This is a genomic window from Cellulomonas sp. B6, from assembly GCF_001462455.1.
Lineage (GTDB): Bacteria > Actinomycetota > Actinomycetes > Actinomycetales > Cellulomonadaceae > Cellulomonas.
Genome location: NZ_LNTD01000279.1, coordinates 1 through 16,797 on the forward strand (window position 1 = coordinate 1; position 16,797 = coordinate 16,797).

The 16,797-nt window shown below is 71.8% G+C and carries 10 protein-coding genes and 1 tRNA gene; 5 read left to right on the top strand and 6 right to left on the bottom strand.

All coding sequences use genetic code 11. The features are described 5' to 3' along the window. Positions 1-390 precede the first annotated feature (390 nt). Positions 391-2,859, top strand: coding sequence for a GH36-type glycosyl hydrolase domain-containing protein (locus ATM99_RS18420; protein WP_062104285.1), 2,469 nt, complete (start codon positions 391-393; stop codon positions 2,857-2,859). 46 nt (positions 2,860-2,905) lie between these two features. Continuing rightward, positions 2,906-3,922, top strand: coding sequence for an aldose epimerase (locus ATM99_RS18425; RefSeq protein ID WP_062104288.1), 1,017 nt, complete (start codon positions 2,906-2,908; stop codon positions 3,920-3,922). A 619-nt stretch (positions 3,923-4,541) separates the two neighbouring features. Here the strand turns inward: ATM99_RS18425 and ATM99_RS18430 are convergent. From ATM99_RS18430 to ATM99_RS18440, 3 genes are all read right to left on the bottom strand, one after another. Beyond that, a complete protein-coding gene (locus ATM99_RS18430; protein WP_223305270.1) occupies positions 4,542-5,717 on the bottom strand; it encodes a YibE/F family protein in 1,176 nt (391 codons plus the stop codon). A 420-nt stretch (positions 5,718-6,137) separates the two neighbouring features. Continuing rightward, positions 6,138-7,484, bottom strand: a complete 1,347-nt coding sequence (aztD, locus tag ATM99_RS18435; RefSeq protein ID WP_062104292.1) for a zinc metallochaperone AztD — start codon at positions 7,482-7,484, stop codon at positions 6,138-6,140. A gap of 114 nt (positions 7,485-7,598) precedes the next feature. After that, positions 7,599-8,198, bottom strand: coding sequence for a GNAT family N-acetyltransferase (locus ATM99_RS18440; RefSeq protein WP_223305271.1), 600 nt, complete (start codon positions 8,196-8,198; stop codon positions 7,599-7,601). 166 nt (positions 8,199-8,364) lie between these two features. Between ATM99_RS18440 and ATM99_RS18445 the strand changes: the two genes are divergently transcribed. Continuing rightward, positions 8,365-8,438: transfer RNA gene (locus ATM99_RS18445), tRNA-Gly, on the top strand. 290 nt (positions 8,439-8,728) lie between these two features. After that, on the top strand, positions 8,729-9,946 hold the full coding sequence (locus ATM99_RS18450) for a tyrosine-type recombinase/integrase (RefSeq protein WP_150118363.1): 1,218 nt from the start codon (positions 8,729-8,731) through the stop codon (positions 9,944-9,946). A 60-nt stretch (positions 9,947-10,006) separates the two neighbouring features. On the opposite strand, the gene ATM99_RS18455 is transcribed toward ATM99_RS18450, so the two are convergent. The 3 genes from ATM99_RS18455 to ATM99_RS19790 all read right to left on the bottom strand — a co-directional run bounded on the left by ATM99_RS18455 (position 10,007) and on the right by ATM99_RS19790 (position 15,518). Beyond that, entirely contained in the window at positions 10,007-14,542 is a 4,536-nt protein-coding gene (locus ATM99_RS18455) for an ATP-binding protein (protein WP_062104296.1), read from the bottom strand. 184 nt (positions 14,543-14,726) lie between these two features. Beyond that, entirely contained in the window at positions 14,727-14,951 is a 225-nt protein-coding gene (locus ATM99_RS19785) for a hypothetical protein (RefSeq protein WP_223305272.1), read from the bottom strand. A gap of 39 nt (positions 14,952-14,990) precedes the next feature. Then, on the bottom strand, positions 14,991-15,518 hold the full coding sequence (locus ATM99_RS19790) for a hypothetical protein (RefSeq protein ID WP_223305273.1): 528 nt from the start codon (positions 15,516-15,518) through the stop codon (positions 14,991-14,993). Positions 15,519-15,711: 193 nt separating this feature from the next. On the opposite strand from ATM99_RS19790, the gene ATM99_RS18465 reads away from it, so the two are divergent. Further along, the gene (locus ATM99_RS18465; protein WP_062104298.1) at positions 15,712-16,365 is read left to right on the top strand and encodes a hypothetical protein; all 654 of its coding nucleotides are present in this window, start codon (positions 15,712-15,714) and stop codon (positions 16,363-16,365) included. Positions 16,366-16,797 lie beyond the last annotated feature (432 nt).

Genomic DNA, 16,797 nt, shown 5'->3' on the forward strand with positions numbered 1-16,797 from the left:
GGGCGGCGGGCCGCGTGGGCGGGGGGTGCGGCCTTTTCACACCGCACTTCATCCCGGTGGTGCCGGGTTGGTCCCGATGCGTCCGACTCGTGCGTCCAGGGACCTTCGGCCCGGGTCCGCACGGGTGCCACCGCGGTGCGGCGGGGGCGACGGTGAAAGGTGCCGGGCCGTTCCGGGTCCCGCGCCTCTCGGGATATGCTGTCCGCGCTCCGGTGTGGGAGCGCTCTCGCCGCGGGTCGCGCGAGACGCTCCGACGGCAGTCCCGGTGCAGCACCAGCCGTCGGCCCCGTCGACGGACGACCAGGTACCTGAGCAGGGTCGCCGACACCTGGGCGCGCCACGCGCGTCGCCCGCCCGGCCGGCCGTGCGACGAGGCACGAGAGGCACGCCATGCGGTTCGGCCACTTCGACGACGCGGCACGTGAGTACGTCGTCACGACGCCCCACACCCCCTACCCGTGGATCAACTACCTCGGGTCGGAGCAGTTCTTCTCGCTGCTGTCGCACCAGGCCGGCGGGTACTCGTTCTACCGCGACGCCAAGATGCGCCGCCTGACGCGGTACCGCTACAACAACATCCCCGCCGACGCGGGCGGCCGGTACCTGTACGTCAATGACGGCGGCGACGTGTGGACCCCGTCGTGGCTGCCGGTCAAGGCGGACCTCGACCACTTCGAGGCGCGGCACGGCCTGGGCTACTCGCGCATCACGGGCGAGCGCAACGGCCTGCGCGTCGCGACGACGTTCTTCGTGCCGCTCGGCGAGAACGCCGAGGTGCAGCGCGTCGCCGTCACCAACACGTCCGACGCCGAGAAGACGGTCACGCTCTTCTCGTTCGTCGAGTTCTGCCTCTGGAACGCGCAGGACGACCAGACCAACTACCAGCGCAACCTGTCGATCGGCGAGGTCGAGGTCGAGCAGGACGGCCCGCACGGGTCGGCGATCTTCCACAAGACCGAGTACCGCGAGCGCCGCGACCACTACGCCGTGTTCGGCGTGAACACGCGCGCCGACGGCTTCGACACCGACCGCGACACGTTCGTCGGCGCGTACAACTCGCTCGGCGAGGCGGCCGTGCCGCGCGCGGGCGTCTCCGCCGACTCGGTCGCGTCGGGCTGGTACCCGATCGGCTCGCACTCGGTGCGCGTCACGCTCGCCCCGGGCGAGACCCGCGACCTCGTGTACGTCCTGGGCTACCTCGAGAACCCGCAGGACGAGAAGTGGGCCGACGACGCCCACCAGGTCGTCAACAAGGAGGGCGCGCACGCGCTGCTCGGGCGCTTCGCGACGGCCGCGCAGGCCGACGCCGCGATCGAGGCGCTGCAGACGTACTGGACCGAGCTGCTGTCGACGTACTCGGTGCGCTCGGGCGACGAGAAGCTCGACCGGATGGTCAACATCTGGAACCAGTACCAGTGCATGGTCACGTTCAACATGTCGCGCTCGGCGTCGTTCTTCGAGACCGGCATCGGCCGCGGCATGGGCTTCCGCGACTCCAACCAGGACCTGCTGGGCTTCGTGCACCTGGTCCCGGACCGTGCCCGTGAGCGCATCATCGACATCGCGTCGACGCAGTTCCCCGACGGCTCGGCGTACCACCAGTACCAGCCTCTGACGAAGCGCGGGAACAACGACATCGGCTCGGGCTTCAACGACGACCCGCTGTGGCTCATCGCCGGCGTCGCCGCGTACGTCAAGGAGACCGGCGACTGGTCGATCCTCGACGAGCCCGTGCCGTTCGACAACGAGCCCGGCTCGGAGGTGCCGCTGTTCGAGCACCTCACGCGCTCGTTCGAGTTCACGGTCAACCACCGTGGCCCGCACGGCCTGCCGCTCATCGGCCGCGCCGACTGGAACGACTGCCTCAACCTCAACTGCTTCTCGACCGAGCCGGGCGAGTCGTTCCAGACCACCGAGAACCAGGCCGGCGGGCACGCCGAGTCGGTGTTCATCGCGGCGCAGTTCGTGCTCTACGGCCCCGAGTACGCCGCGCTCGCCGAGCGACGCGGCCTCACCGAGGTCGCGTCGCAGGCCCGCAAGGTCGTCGACGAGGTCCGTGCCGCGGTGCTCGAGCACGGCTGGGACGGCCGCTGGTTCCTGCGCGCCTACGACTTCTTCGGCAACCCCGTCGGCACCGACGCCAAGCCCGAGGGCAAGATCTGGATCGAGCCGCAGGGCTTCGCGGTCATGGCGGGCATCGGCGTGGGCGAGGGCCCGGACGACGCCACCGCGCCCGCCGTCCAGGCGCTCGACGCGGTCGACGAGATGCTCGGCACGCCGCACGGCCTGGTGCTGCAGTACCCCGCCTACACGACGTACCAGATCGAGCTCGGCGAGGTCTCCACGTACCCGCCCGGGTACAAGGAGAACGGTGGCATCTTCTGCCACAACAACCCGTGGGTGATCATCGCCGAGACCGTGGTCGGCCGCGGCGACAAGGCGTTCGACTACTACAAGCGGATCACCCCGGCGTACCGCGAGGAGATCAGCGACGTCCACAAGCTCGAGCCGTACGTCTACGCGCAGATGATCGCCGGCAAGCAGGCGCCGCGCGCGGGCGAGGCGAAGAACTCGTGGCTCACGGGCACCGCGGCGTGGAACTTCGTGGCCGTGTCGCAGTACCTGCTGGGTGTCCGGCCCGACTACGACGGCCTGGTCGTGGACCCGCAGATCGGCCCCGACGTCCCGTCCTTCACCGTCACGCGCGTCGCGCGCGGCGCGACGTACGAGATCACGGTGACCAACTCGGGCGCGCGCGGCGCACGCGGTGCGCTGGTCGTCGACGGCACCCCCGTCGAGGGCAACCACGTGCCGTACGCACCCGCCGGGTCGACCGTCCGCGTCGAGGTCACGCTCTGACGCGGGCGCTCACGCGTCCGTCGTCGTGCGCAGGGGGCTGCCGCCGATGACCATCACCGAACCGCTCGCACCGGTCGCCACGCCGGCGCCCGCCCCGGTCTCCACGACCCGGGCGGCGCCGGCGGGCGCCGTCACCCTGCGCACCGACCGCTGGGAGCTCGACGTGCTCCCCGGCACCGGTGCGTCCCTGGGTGCGGGCCGCATCCGCACGGCCGACGGCGTGTGGCGCGACCTGCTGCGCCCCACGCGGACGTCCGCCGCGGGCGACCCCGAGAAGTGCGCGAGCTTCCCGATGGTGCCGTGGTCCAACCGGATCCGCGGCGGCGTGCTGCCCTTCGCGGGGCGCCGCTGGCAGCTGCAGCGCAACGCGGCCGACGGCACCGCGATCCACGGCGCCGTGCGGTACGCGCGCTGGGACGTCGTCGAGCGCACGGCCACCGCCGTGACGCTCGCGACGGAGACGTCGTGCCAGGTGGGGGTCAACTTCCCCTGGCAGTTCGGCGCGACGATCCGGTACGCGCTCGAGGGCGACGACCTGGTCGTCACGACCTCGGTCCGCAACACCGACGTCGAGCCGTTCCCCGCGGGGTTCGGCCACCACCCGTACCTCAGCCGGTCCCTGCTGCCCGTCGGCGCGCCTGTGCGGGAGTACCCGCCGACCGCCGGGCCCGTGCTGCACGTGCCCGCCTCGGCGGGGTACCGGCTCACGGGTGCGCTGCCCGACGGCCCCGCGGGCTCCGTGCCGCCGCGTGCGGACTTCCGTGCGCCGCGCGTGCTGGGCACCGCGTTCGTCGACGACGTGCTCACCGACCTCGACCCCGGCGCCCCCGTGACGATCGCGTACCCCGACGAGGGTGTGCGCGTCGACCTGACGATGGACCCCGTCTACCGGCACCTCGTGCTGTACGCGCCGCGGCGCCGCTGCTACTTCGCGGTCGAGCCCGCGACCAACGTCAACGACGGGTTCACGCTGCACGAGCAGGGTGTGCCCGGCACGGGCGTGTTCGTGCTCGATCCCGGCGAGGAGCGCACCGGCACGTTCCGGCTGGCCGTCACGGTCTGAGCCGGGCCGGTCGGCGGCCGTGTGTGGGCCGGGCTGGTTGGCTGCCGTGTCTGGGCTGGACCGGTCGGCTGCCGTGTGTGGGCCGGGCTGGTTGGTTGCGGTGGCTGAGCCGGGGCGGTCGGCGGCCGTGTGTGGGCCGGGCTGGTTGGTTGCCGTGTCTGGGCTGGACCGGTCGGCTGCCGTGCGTGAGTCGTCGTGGAACACCGTCCCGCTCGGGTGCCCGCTGGTGGTCTCGGCGCGCTCCGCGGTTGCGTGCCACCCGGTGCCGTGGCTCCGTCCCCTGCCGCCTCGTCGCCGGTGGGCGCCGGCCGGGCGTCCCGACCCATGGGACGGGGTATCCGCGAGACCGGGCGGGGGTCGCTCATCCGCCCCGTGAAACACTCTCAGCCCGGTGTCGTGCGCGCCGCGTCTCGGCAGGTGGGACTCGAGCGGCCTCGTCGCTCGGCCGGCGGTGGGCATCGACGTGCCGGACCCGTCGGCGGGTGGTGTGCCCGGACCGGCGGGAGGCGTCGGTTGGGGGACCCCCGCGATCGGGAGGCGTCGGTTGGGGTACCCCCGTGATCGGGAGGCGTCGGTTGGGGGACCCCCGCGATCGGGAGGCGCCGGAGGGCGGTGCGTGTCAGTGCGCGTGGCCGTGGCCGTGGCCGCCGGTCCCGCTGCCCGGCGGTGAGCCGACCGCGGCGACGGCCGCGACGACGGTCGTCAGCGGGATCGCGAGCACCAGGCCCGTCGCGCCCGCGAGCGTGCGGACGATCTCCTCGGCGAACGCACCGCCCGTGAGCGTGACGATCAGCGGCTGGTCGTACAGCTCGAGCAGCAGCAGGAGCGGCAGCGACGCCCCCGCGTACGCGAACGCGATCGTGTAGACCGTCGACGCGATGTGGTCGCGGCCGATGCGCATGCCGCGCGCAGTCAGGGTCCGCCACGACGCGGTGGGGTCGGCCGCGCGCAGCTCCCACACCGCGGCGGCCTGCGTGATCGTCACGTCGTTGAGCACGCCGATCCCCGCGAGCACGACCCCCGAGAGGAACACGCCGCGCAGCACGTGCACACCGTCCGCGCCCAGGGCCCGGGCCAGTGCGAACGTGTCCTCCGACGTCACGGGCTGCAGGTGCGCCACGTGCGCCCCGAGCACGCCGAGCCCGGTGACCATCGCGAGGCCCAGCAGCGTGCCGACCAGCGCCGTCGTCGTCCGCAGCGAGACGCCGTGCGCGAGGTACAGCACCACGACGACGATCGCGGTCGACCCGGCCAGCGCGACCGTGAGCCCGTCCTGCCCCGCGACGAGCGCGGGCAGCATGTAGACGCCGAGCACCGCGAACGCGATCCCCAGCCCGAGCAGCGCACGCAGCCCGCGCAGCCCCGCGACGAGCGTCGTGACCAGCGCGAACGCGAGCGCGAACGTCCCCAGCGGCAGCGTGCGGTCGACGTCGTGCCACGCCCACACCTCGGCCTCGCCGTTCGTGGCGGGGTAGTGCTCGAGCGTCACGCGCGTGCCGGCGGGCAGGTCGGCCGCCTCGGTGCCGGCGGTCGCGAACACGTCGACCTCGCGGCCGGACGACGTGCGCGCGGTCACCCGCAGGCAGTCGACGGTCTCCGGGACGGTGCCGTCGGGCTGCACGTCCTCGACCGACCCGTCGCACGACTGCCCACGCGTGTCGACGACCTGCGCGGAGACGTACCGGACACCCGCGTCCGACAGGGTGGTGCGCGGTCCGTCGCCCGAGGGCCACGTGAGCGCGATGCCGAGCACCGCCGCGAGCGTGCTGACCAGCACGACCGCTGCGAGCAGCACGCGCGTCACGGTGCCGCGGGGGTGCGACGGGCCGGCAGGTGGGGTGCGGCGGGTACGGCGGCGGGCGACGGGCTGCCCCGGTGCCGTGGGCGTGGGATCGGGCGCGGAGGCGCGGGGCGCGGGCTCGGTCGGGCTCACGGGGTCGATCTTTCCCCCTGTCGGGCGGGCGGTGCCGACGACCCGCCCGACGTGCGGTCGCTCGGCGAGGACGACGGCCGGGTGGGCGGGAGGACGGCGCCGGACGTCCCCGGCCCCGGCGCGCGCGGCAGCGGGTCGTCGTGGTGGCGCACCACGCGGTCGACGGGTCGGTGCAGCTCCGGGCGGCACGCGGGAACGCGCGGCCGGCCGACGAACCGGTCCGCGACGCGCGGACGCCCCCGCGCCGGCGGCGAGGGGGCGTCCGAGGTGGCGTGGCGCGAGTCAGTGGTCGTGACCGTCGTCCTCGTGCCCGTCGTGCGTCTCGTGCCCGGCGTCGTCGGCGTGGTCGTGGGCCGCCAGCGCCTCCCCGGTCGCGAGCGCGACCTCGTCGGGGACGACGTCGAGCGTCACCGACCGGTAGACCTCGCCCGTCTCGACGTCGACGGCGTGGATGCTGCGCGTGGCCGGGTCGGTGACGTACGCGGTGCCGGCGTGGACCTTCACGGCGGGGCGCGGCGTCTGCCACTCGGTCGGCTCCTCCCACGGCGCGACCACGGGCATCGAGCGCACGACGGCGCCGCTCTCGGGGTCGATGACGTGCAGCGCGCCGTCGGTGCCGAGCACGATCGCCTCGCCGTGGTCGCCGCGCGCGAGCGAGCGGAACGTGTAGGACGCGGGCAGGTCGACGAGCGTCATCGTCGCGGTGCGGGTGTCGACGAGGGACACGCGCGTCGGGCGCTCGAGCTCGGCGTCCTTGTCGACCTTGTAGTCGCCGAGGACGACGGGCGACTCCTCGGAGCCGGCCTGGTTGCCGACGCGGCCGTAGACGTCGGGGCTCTGCACCTTGGTGAACGCGCCGTCCTTGAACAGCACGACGCCGTCCTGGCAGCCGATCGCGACGACGTCGCCCTGCGCGACGGACTCGCCGTGCACGCCGGGGCACGTGTCGATCGCGGCGGTCTCGGTGCCCTCCGCGTCGAGCGCGCGGACGCCGGTGCGCGCGTCCTCGGTGCCCTCGGAGACGACGAGCGTGCCGTCGTGCAGCTCGACCGCGACGCCGTGGTGCGCGTGCGGGGTCGTGTACGTGCGGGCGTCGTCGGACGGGCCGTCCCCGACGTGCGCGGAGTCGACGACCGTGACCTCGCCCGTGCCGTCGGCGAACAGCGCGGTGCGGCCGTCGTGCACGACGGCGTGGCCCGGCTTCTCGGCCGGGTAGGTGACGTCGGTGAGCCGCGGGTCGGACGTGTAGAAGTGCGCGTGGTCGCCGTGCGCCTGGCCCCACGTCGCGGCGTCGAGCACCTGGAAGCCCGCGGCGGTGGAGACGAGCACGTGGCGGTTGTCGCCCGCGGGGTTGACGCGCAGGTAGCCGTCGGCGGGCAGGTCGGCGACGACGTCGAGCGAGGAGCCGTCGAGCACCAGGACGCCGCCGTCGTAGGTGACGGCGAGGCGCGTGATCGCGGTGGCGCGCTCGACGGGCGCGGCGGTCGTCGTCGCGTCCGCCGTGGGGGCGGGGGTCGCCGCGTCGGCGCCGTCGGCCGTGCCGGAGCAGGCGGCGAGCAGGGTCGCGGTGAGGGCGAGCGCGAGGGCGGGGAGGGTGCGGCGGGTGCGCACGGGCAGGGCAGTGGTCATGGCGTGGTGGGCGCGGCAGGGCACGCCCGGTCCTCTCCTGTCGGGGCGGTGGGGTGCCGAGAACCTAACAGAGAGTGAGAGCCGCTATCAATAAGGATCGGCGCCGGACGTGGCTCAGCGCAGGTCGAGCACCATCCGGTGCCCCCAGCCGAACGACGCGTCGCGCCGGAACCCCAGGTGCTCGTAGAACGCGACGGCCCGCGTGTTCGCCGCCGAGACGCCCAGGTGCACGCCCGGCACGCCGCGCTCGCGCAGCGCGTCGGCCAGCGCGTCGATGAGCCGGCGCCCCCAGCCCTGCGCCTGCAGCCGCGGCAGCAGATCGACGTGCAGGTGCGCGGGCGCGTCCGCGGGCACGTCCGACGGCTCCGGGTGGTGGATGCGCGTCAGCAGCGTGTGGTCGGCGGTGCCGTCGCGCGGGTCCGGCGCCTGCGGGTGCTGCGCGCGCAGCACGGGCCACCACGCGCGCTCGCACCACGCCTCGAACGCCGCCGTGTCCGCCGTCGCCACCACGTACCCCGCCACGCCCTGCTCGTCGACCACCACGAGGCTCAGCCCCGGGTCCGCCGTCGGGTACGGCCCGCAGTACACGTGACCCAGCAGGTCGGGCGAGCGGTACAGCGACGTCGCGTCACCGCCCGCGTCGCCGGTCAGCAGGCACACGCGGTACATGCCGGGCAGGTCGCTGGGGTGGAACGGGCGCAGCGTCGCGGTCACGCGCCCGACCCTGCCACCGCGTGGGCGGGGCGACCAGCCCGTGCGGGCCTTGTGCCGGTCAGTGCCGGTCCCGCGTCGACGTGGGACCGGCACCGGCGGGCCCGGGTTGAAGAGTGGGGTCCCGCAGCGGGTAGGATCGACGCCGCAGCGCCCTCAGCGGCGCCGCGCGGGTGTAGTTCAATGGTAGAACATCAGCTTCCCAAGCTGATAGCGCGGGTTCGATTCCCGTCACCCGCTCCATCGTTTTCGCAGGTCAGAGCGCTACGAACGCTCTGTCGGACCTCCCTGGGACCCTTCTGCTGGTCGGCTCGGGCCACAACGTGCCATAGCGAAGAGGTTCGACCATGACCACAGCGTCCGCATCCCGGCGCCACCGCCGCGCCTCCGGCGCCGTCCGCCGACTGCCCTCCGGGCGATGGCAGGCCCGGTACACGGGGCCCGACGGCGCGCTTCGGACGCTCGGGACGTTCCCGACCAAGGCCGAGGCCGACCAGGAGCTGGCGCACGAGGTCTCGCGCATGTCGCGGGGCGTGTGGCGGGACCCGCGCCTCGGCGAGCAGCCGCTCGGGGAGTGGTTCCGCGGGTGGATCGCGACGCGGGCGGATCTCGCGCCGAGCACGCGGGAGCTGTACGCGCGGCTGCTCGAGCGGTGGATCGACGCCGAGGTGCCCGTGGTGGGCGGGGCGCGGCCGCGGGTCGTGCGGTTGGGGGCGCTGTCGCTGGCGTCCGTCACGCCGGCCGCAGTGCGGGAGTGGGACGCCGCGGTGCTGGCCGAAGCGTCGCGGCGCGCCACCGAGCGGTGGTCGCGGGCGGCGTCGACGCCGAAGCGGGTCAACGCGGTGATCCGGGCGTGGGCCGCGGAGAACGGGCGCGCGGTCGCGGTGACCGGGCGGATGCCGGTCGAGCTGCGCGAGGCGTGGCTGGAGGCGACCGGCGGAGTCGTGGCGGATGCTCGGGAGGGCCGTCGCAACCTCGGCCGAACCGAGGCCGTACAGGCGTACCGGCTGCTGCACACGGGGCTGGCGCAAGCGGTGTCCGACGGGCTGATCCCGGCGAACCCGTGCGCGATCAAGGGCGCGGGCCAGCGCGACTCCCGACACCGCACGGAGCGGCGTGTGCTGGCGCCCGACGAGCTGTGGGCGCTTGCCGCTGCGATGCACGAGCGCTACCGGGCGGCCGTCGTGGTGTCGTTCCTGTCCGGGCTGCGGGCGGGCGAGCTGTTCGCCCTCCAGCGGAGGCACGTCGACCTCGCCGCGGGGACGATCCGCGTCGAGCAGTCACTCGCGCGCTTGGGCACCAGCGGCGCCGGGCCATTCTCAGCGACCAAGTCCCGCGCCGGCCTCCGGACCGTCGCCCTGCCGGCGGTCGCCGTCGAGGTCCTCGCCGAGCACATGGCGCGCTTCACGCCGGAGCGACGCGACGCCCTCGTCTTCGGCACCGCGTCCCGTCGCCCGCTCACGAGCGGCAGCCGCTCGACGATGTTCGCCCGCGCCCGCCGGGCGGTCGGCCGCGACGACCTCACCTGGCACGACCTGCGGCACTCAGCCCTGACGCTGGTCGCCCTCGCTGGCGCGACCCTCGCCGAGCTCATGCAACGCGCCGGCCACTCCACACCGCGCGCCGCCCTCCACTACCAGCACGCCGCCGACGACGCCCAAGAGCGGATCGCCGAGCGCATAGACCGCGTCCTCAATGCGCCCGCAATCCACGCCGGGCTCAGGAGCGCTAGTCCGTCCCCCCTCACCTGAGCATGAGGTCCCAGAGAACCGGGTCGAACGGGCGGTGCGCGCGCCCTGACGTCGCGTCCCTCAGCCCCAACCAGCCTGCCGTTCCGTCCCGGTGCGCAACATGGGCCCAGGCCGTACCTGCAGCTCGGCGTCTAGGACGGCGGCTGTGGAGACATGTAGCCAAGGATGCGGCTCGTCTCGCGGGTAGTCCTCCTTGAGTTCACTTCGTTCGAGGTCGTGCAGGATCACCAGTGCTAGCCGGCGCGTCCGGAGGAAGTCGGCTAGGAACGACGCCCGAACCAGCAGGGCCCGGCCGTCGGTATCCGAAGTCTCGAGGTAGACGAAGACGGACTGCCCGTCTGGGAGCGACCAGCTTGGTCCAGCGGTCTCGAAGGTGAGCCCCGCCTCCCGCTGCACGAAGGTCGACGGCAGCACGGTGCTGGCCGAGTCCTCGATTGAGCAGTCCAGTATCGACCCCTCCCAGGTGTAGCCCTCTATCGGCGAGACGAGTTCGAAGCTGCTTCCGTCCAGGTCGAGCGGCTCAAGCGCGTCGTGCCGTTGGTAGCATCGCGGGCCGACGCGACCGATCTCGCCGACGAAACAGCAGTCGGTGTGACCGTTGAAGGTGGCCCGCTCGCCGACACGCCGGTAGGTCGCCTCCGTCGACAGCTGCTCCAGCAGTGCATCCGCCTGCGTCGCGGGAACCAGAAGGGTGTCGACGCGGACCTGCTGGAACAGCCCGCGCCAACTCTTGTCGGCAAGCGGGTCGTTGTGTCGCGTCCAGCCGTCAAGCACGATCCACTCGTCACCGCGCTCGTCCGTGAGCCACACCGAGGTTCTGGGGGTTGGCTCGGTCTGTCGATCCTCAAGGAACCTGCCGATGTTGGAGTCGTACGCGCGGAAGTCAACACGGTTAGTGGGCCACTGTGGGAAGATAATCGGACTCGGGCCCCACGCCCCGCCATTCACTGACTTCCGCGCCGAGAATGCCTCGTAACTGACCGGGGGAAGGCTCGGGTCGATCTCCCGCTCGCCCACAATCTGGTGAAGGCCCTCGTAGATCTCGCTGTCCTCGTAGCGGCGTGCGCTCTGGTAGTTGTCAGCGACCCGCGCCAACAGCTCGTGGTACGCCATCCACTGGTACTTCTTGCCCCACCGCTCCGCCTTGTGACCCTCGCGCCCTCCACTCGAGCGACCCAGCCCGCGGTCAGTCGCACCGAACAGTTCCGGCGTCCACCCGAGGCTTAGGGTCCGGCGGAAGATCCAGCGGCGAGCTCGTTCCACGGGATAGTCGTCGTCGACCCAGGGTGGATAGACCCACACGTCCCGCAGAAGGTCGCGCTGCGCGCCGCTCAGGGGATCGTCGCCGAGAGTGCGTAGCCACCGCGGCGTGCCTAGCGCCGATGGGTCGGAGGCCTGCATCTGGTCGGCCAAGTCTGCGGCCTGTGCCTCCGAGAGCGAGCGGACGAACGTCTCCCAGCGCTTCCTCACGAACCGCGGCTCCCGGGGTGTCCGCTCGGGTCGTACCTCGCCGGTTCGGAACCGAGAGAAGTGATGGAGGCCTGACTCGACCACGTAGCGACCGAAGTCCCCGAGCTCGAAGAGCGAGTAGTAGATCGAGGTGTAGCTGGCGTTCGTAGGCCGGTCTTCGTGCACTCCGTACCGCTGCTCTAGGGATGCCACGAGCGGCGGCGGGCCGGGGACGGTGAGCCCGTAGGGTCGTGAAGCGGTCTTGAGCGCCGAAGTTGCCAACAGGCCGCTTCCGACCGCCCAGCGCACGATTCCACGGGCCGAGTCGAGCAACAGTTCGTCCGGGTGGACGGGCGGCGTGAAGACGAGAGTGTGCACGCGAGCAGCGAGCCGACCGGCCGCGTCCCGGTCGGCGGCCGCGCTCCGCAGCAGCGCGCCGTAGGCGACCGCGATGACGCGCTGCACTACATACGGGTCGTCGACGGACCAGAACCGCTCAACGAGAGCCGTTGCTACGTCCAAATGGCCGTGGAGCAACTGCACCAGGGCCTTCGTGACCCAGTCGCGTTGGTATCGGTTGGGTGAGGAGAACAGCCAGCACAGCGGGACGCACGCGCGCTCCACCACCTCCGGGTCATACGCGGGATACGGGCCGGCGGCTGCCCAGCGGGCCAGGCGCGCGAATGGCCCGTGTGCGTCGTCCAGCGCGTGGTACGTCGCGAATCCAAAGTCACTGTCCCGGATCGGCATCCGCATGCTTGAGAGGTAGCGATGGAGCGCCTCGCCGTCTAGGCGGTTCCCCAGTTGGGGCGCCATCGTGACGAGCACGCCGTAGAAGGCCTCGCGCCTCAGGTGCTGCTGTGCCTCATTGAGCAGCGCCACAGTCCGGTCGCTAATTGCGCTCGGGTCGCGGTAAGGGAGGTTCTCGACCAGCGACCTGAAGAGGTTGTCCGTACGAAATTGACTTTCCCATGGTTCGTCCCCGCCCGTGTCAGCGGGTTCCTGGAGATGGACGCTGAGCAGATCCGGTAGCTCGATGCCGTACCGCTCGGGGAAGAGCACCGTGGCGGCCTCGGTGATACCCCACGAACTCTCAGACAACAGCCAGGCGCGCAGTTCATCGTCGGCCAATGGGTCCGGCGAGAGCTCCACGCGACGGGTGAGTATCAGGTGGTCGCTGAATGCCTGGAACACGACTCGCATGGCGTCCACACCGCGGTGACCGTCCAGGTAGAGGCGCTCTCGCGAGAGAATGCCCTCCTCCTGAAGCAGCCCGAGTAGCCGCACTGGATCTCCGCCGGCAGGTCCTAGGGCCTCTCGGACGCTGGCCTCTGCCGCATCGACAGCGAGGCCCTCATGCCCCGTCCGGCTCATCTCGTCGAGGAGGCCATCTATGGCACGGCGTACCCGACGATCCGCTCTCTCAAGCTCGTACGCCGACGTTACCCCAGGGCCAATGCGCCGACTCACGGTGCGTACCTTGGCGTCGAGGTAGCGGTTGAAGATCGCAATTCGGCCTTGGTGGCCGGTCGGCTGCTCGTCCGGTGCCAGGCCGGACAAGCTCTCGCAGTAGAGGCGCAGAAAGAGCGGAAGCGTGAACTCCGGAGTCAGGAGCGGGAGCCGTGGTGCCTCGAGGCCGTAGTGGCGGAAGTAGCGCTCAGCGGCCTCTACCTCACGCTCCGCGAAGCCCGGGTGGCTGCGGACGAAGAACCTCGTCTGTTCGGCGCCATCGACGACCACGGCTCGGTACGTGTCACGGCAGGAGACGACTAGCGCAACGTGGTTGTAGCGCGCTACGCGAGCCCGGAGTGCCGGAAGGTGGGTGACCCAGAACTCCGGGGGAGTCGTCTCGTTCAGCGCATCGATCATGATCAGGAACCGACGGCCCTCGATTGAAGCGGCCTCCCCAGCCGCGTCCATGGCTCCGAGCAGTTCGTCTGCGCCGAGTGACGGGAGGCCAAGCTGGTCAGCGATACTCGCCCACAAGTCACTCGCGCCGAAGCGGGCGCCGCTTAGGAACACCGCCGGGCGGCCGTCGTCGAGAGCACGCCTAGTGGCGTCCAGGAGGAGATGGGTCTTCCCTGAACCTGCGCGGCCCGTGAGCAAGTACGGCGCGCCGCTCAGCAAGCGCCCCGGTCCCTGCACCAGCCACTCCTCCAGCTCGCCGGCCGCGCTGAGGAGGCTCTGGACGCCGTAGGCGTGCGCCAGAGTTGGCGGTTCCTTTCCGCGCTCTCCGGCCGGGCTATCGGTCCATGCCCTTCGCAAGTCACGCTCGCGCTCTTCAAGCCTCCAAACTGCGTCCTGGCTCGCTGCCAACCGGGACGTCAACTCTGCGAGCGTCGAGTCCCATTCGTCCACCCGTACAACGAGGTTCTTGACCACCTGCTTCAGCTCTGCGACCGCCTCGTCAGCGACACGGCAGAGGTTGGCAGTCTCCTCATCCAGACCGCCAGCGAGGAGGTGCACGTCGGCGGCGGCCGAGACGACCGTCCGGGCGAGTTCATCGAGCCGGTCAAGGACCGGCGTGCCGAACCCGAGGGACACAATCTCGTCCTGAATGGGGATATCAACCTGCAGGTCCGGCCGGTACTTCTGTGACGCCGCGTCTGCCTCTTCGTCGTACCTCCGCGTAAGCCAATCGGGGCCAAGCACAAGTTCGTCGAACCAGAACCGGGCGCGGCCCCGGTGCGTGGGCTGAGCGAGGCGATCAAGGAGATCGCTGCCCTGGACGAGCTCGAACTCGATCGCATCGACGCCCTTGATTTCGCGACGCCATGTCTCGACCTTGTCCTCATACTTCTGGCGCTGAGACTTCCGCTCCCCACCACGGGTGCTCGTAGCAAGGTTCCAGGAGATGACGAAGGTCAAAGTGCGCAGCCGAGGGCGCTCCTTAGCCACACGGCGCACCGATTCGGTCATGGCTGTGAGCAGGGCGTCGATGCCCGACACGTGCTTGGCCTGCCAGCCCCACTCGACGCCGTCTTGGGTGACGGCGTACCACTCGACGCCGCCGTCCGGGTTCCCCGTCCGGATCGCTCTGGACCCCGCTGGGACATCGGACTTCAGAAGTTGAAAGGCGAGCTCCTCGAAGGCTCGGCTCTGATCGCCGTCCCAACTGCGTAGGCCGTCGAAGGTGCGCTGGACCACAACGAGCCCTCCTCAGGTGCTCAGGCGTTGAGCGCGCTCCAGCCACCCAGGTGCGCCGGCACATCCTTGCCAGCGCGGGCGACGCCGCGGCGCCAGACGATGATCCCCTACGATCCGCCGTCGGCGGGTGCGATCAGCACCGCGGTGCAAACAGAGTCACGGCCCGTCATCGTTAGCGGAGCGCCTACCTGAAGGTGCGGACGACCTCGATCGTTCCCACGATGGCGTCGTTGAACTCCTCCAGGCGCCCGGCCGGAATCCAGTACTCAAGGATCGTCTCGCCGCCGACCTGCTGCACCTCGTACTGGTCGAGGTGCTCACGCCGGACCCGGAACCGCGTCACGTAACCGACGCCTGACGCCTTGACGTTCCAGTCGCGAGCGATCCGGACGGCGTAGTCCTCGTTCAAGAGCGGGTAGAAGATCGGCTGATCAGGCAGCCGCGGGGGTCACCGCCTCCAGCCGCTCGCCTCGACGAGGGCGAGCTCCTCTGGCCCTGTGGGACGCCACAGAGTGACGAGATCACGGCCGAGAGCCGTCCAATCAGCGGGCGGCCCGCTCAGTTCCTCGCCGGGGTACGGGTTGCGGCGGTAGGTCTCCGGGATCGGTGGGCTCTCCTCGTCGCGCACTCGGACGACCGCGTCACGCCACGCCCTCAGGACCTCCTCGAAGGCCTCGATCGTCATCGCCTCTGGGTCGAACATGTCGTAGTCCGAGTTCGCAACGACCTGGCCCTCGACGACGGACAACGTGGTCGCGTTGCCTCCCTGGAAGGGCCCGGTCTCTCCCGCAGCCACCATCCGGCGCACCTGCGTGAGCGCACGGTCGATCCAGTGTGTCGACACCGACTGCTCCGCAGAGCCCCGCGGCGGCAGAGGGCTCACCGCGTCAGCGAGAGCCTCGTCGAAGCCGACCCATGCCGGTCCGAGACGCGCGTACGGAGCACCGTCCTCGGCACTCACGAAGGTCACGTCCACACGAGCATCCTGCCGGAGCGCGCACGCGGAACGCCCATGATCCGCGAGCGAGGTCGGGCCGCGATCGACCAGCGTGAGTCGTGGAGTACTCACGTGAGTACTTCACGACTCACTCCGCCGCCCGGGGGAAGCTGAGCGGGACGCGCCGCATTGCGGCACGTAGTCCTACCGATGACGGCGCAGCCTTGGCCCGATGACGCTGCCGGCGGACGTCACCTCGGGACGCGACCAGCTCGCGCTGCTGACGTCCGCCGACGGCCTGACGTGGCAGCGGGTGCCGGCCGACCAGCTCGGGCGTCCGGAGACCGGCGGCAGCACCGCGGGGTCCGTGTGCACGCTGCCCGCCGGTGGCTCCGTGGTGCTGGGGTCGACGCGCACCGGCGTGCCCTCCCAGACGGCCGCCGCGTGGACGGGCGTCGACGGGGCGTGGCGTCCCGCGGCCGTCGACGGCGCCCCGGACGGCTCGTCCTTCTCGTCGTGCGTGACCTCGGGCGACGCGGTGCTGGCGACGATGGACGTGTCGGGCGGCACCGAGGTGTGGTCGACCCGTGACGGCGCGGCGTTCGAGAAGGTCGCCGCGCTGCCCACCGGTGGCACGGCGGACGCGATCACGACGTCGCCCGCCGGGCTCGTCGGGGTGGGGGCGCTGCGGACGGACGGCGACGACGGCCCCGTGCTGTGGCTCTCCGAGGACGGCGCGTCGTGGTCGTGGGTGACCCTGCCCGCGTCCGACCGGCAGGTCGGGTCGTTCACCGTGGGTGCCGTGGGCGACGACGTCGTGCTGTCGGCCCAGGCCCCGGGCGGCACGCAGATGTGGACAGTGTCGGACCTCGAGGTCACGGGCTGACCTCGTCGTCGCCGTCCGGGGTGGGGCGCGCGTCCGACCTGCCGCGTTCGCGGGGTTGACCGCGTCCGCCCCGGATCGTGCCGAATCTCGAGCACTCGTGGTCCACATCGCGGACGGCGTGTAAACAGCTCGTTGCGGCCCCGCGGCCCCGGCGTCACCCGGGCGGCCCACGCGCCGCGTCCCTCGGCTGTGCGAGCAGCAGGCATCGCCGCAGGTCAGCGGTGGCTTCGCGCTTCTGGACGCACCCTTCCGCGGCGCATGAGCCCGGTGCTACCTTGACGCCGGCCCACGGGGGAGCCGCACCTCCAGGCACCTCGCGTCTCCCGCACCGCACCACGGGTCGTGGTCACGGCGCCCTGTGCGTCGTGCCGGTGCGCGGGGCCGTGCGCCGGAACCGGACCGCGTCCCGCACCGACCCCTGGAGCCTCGCGT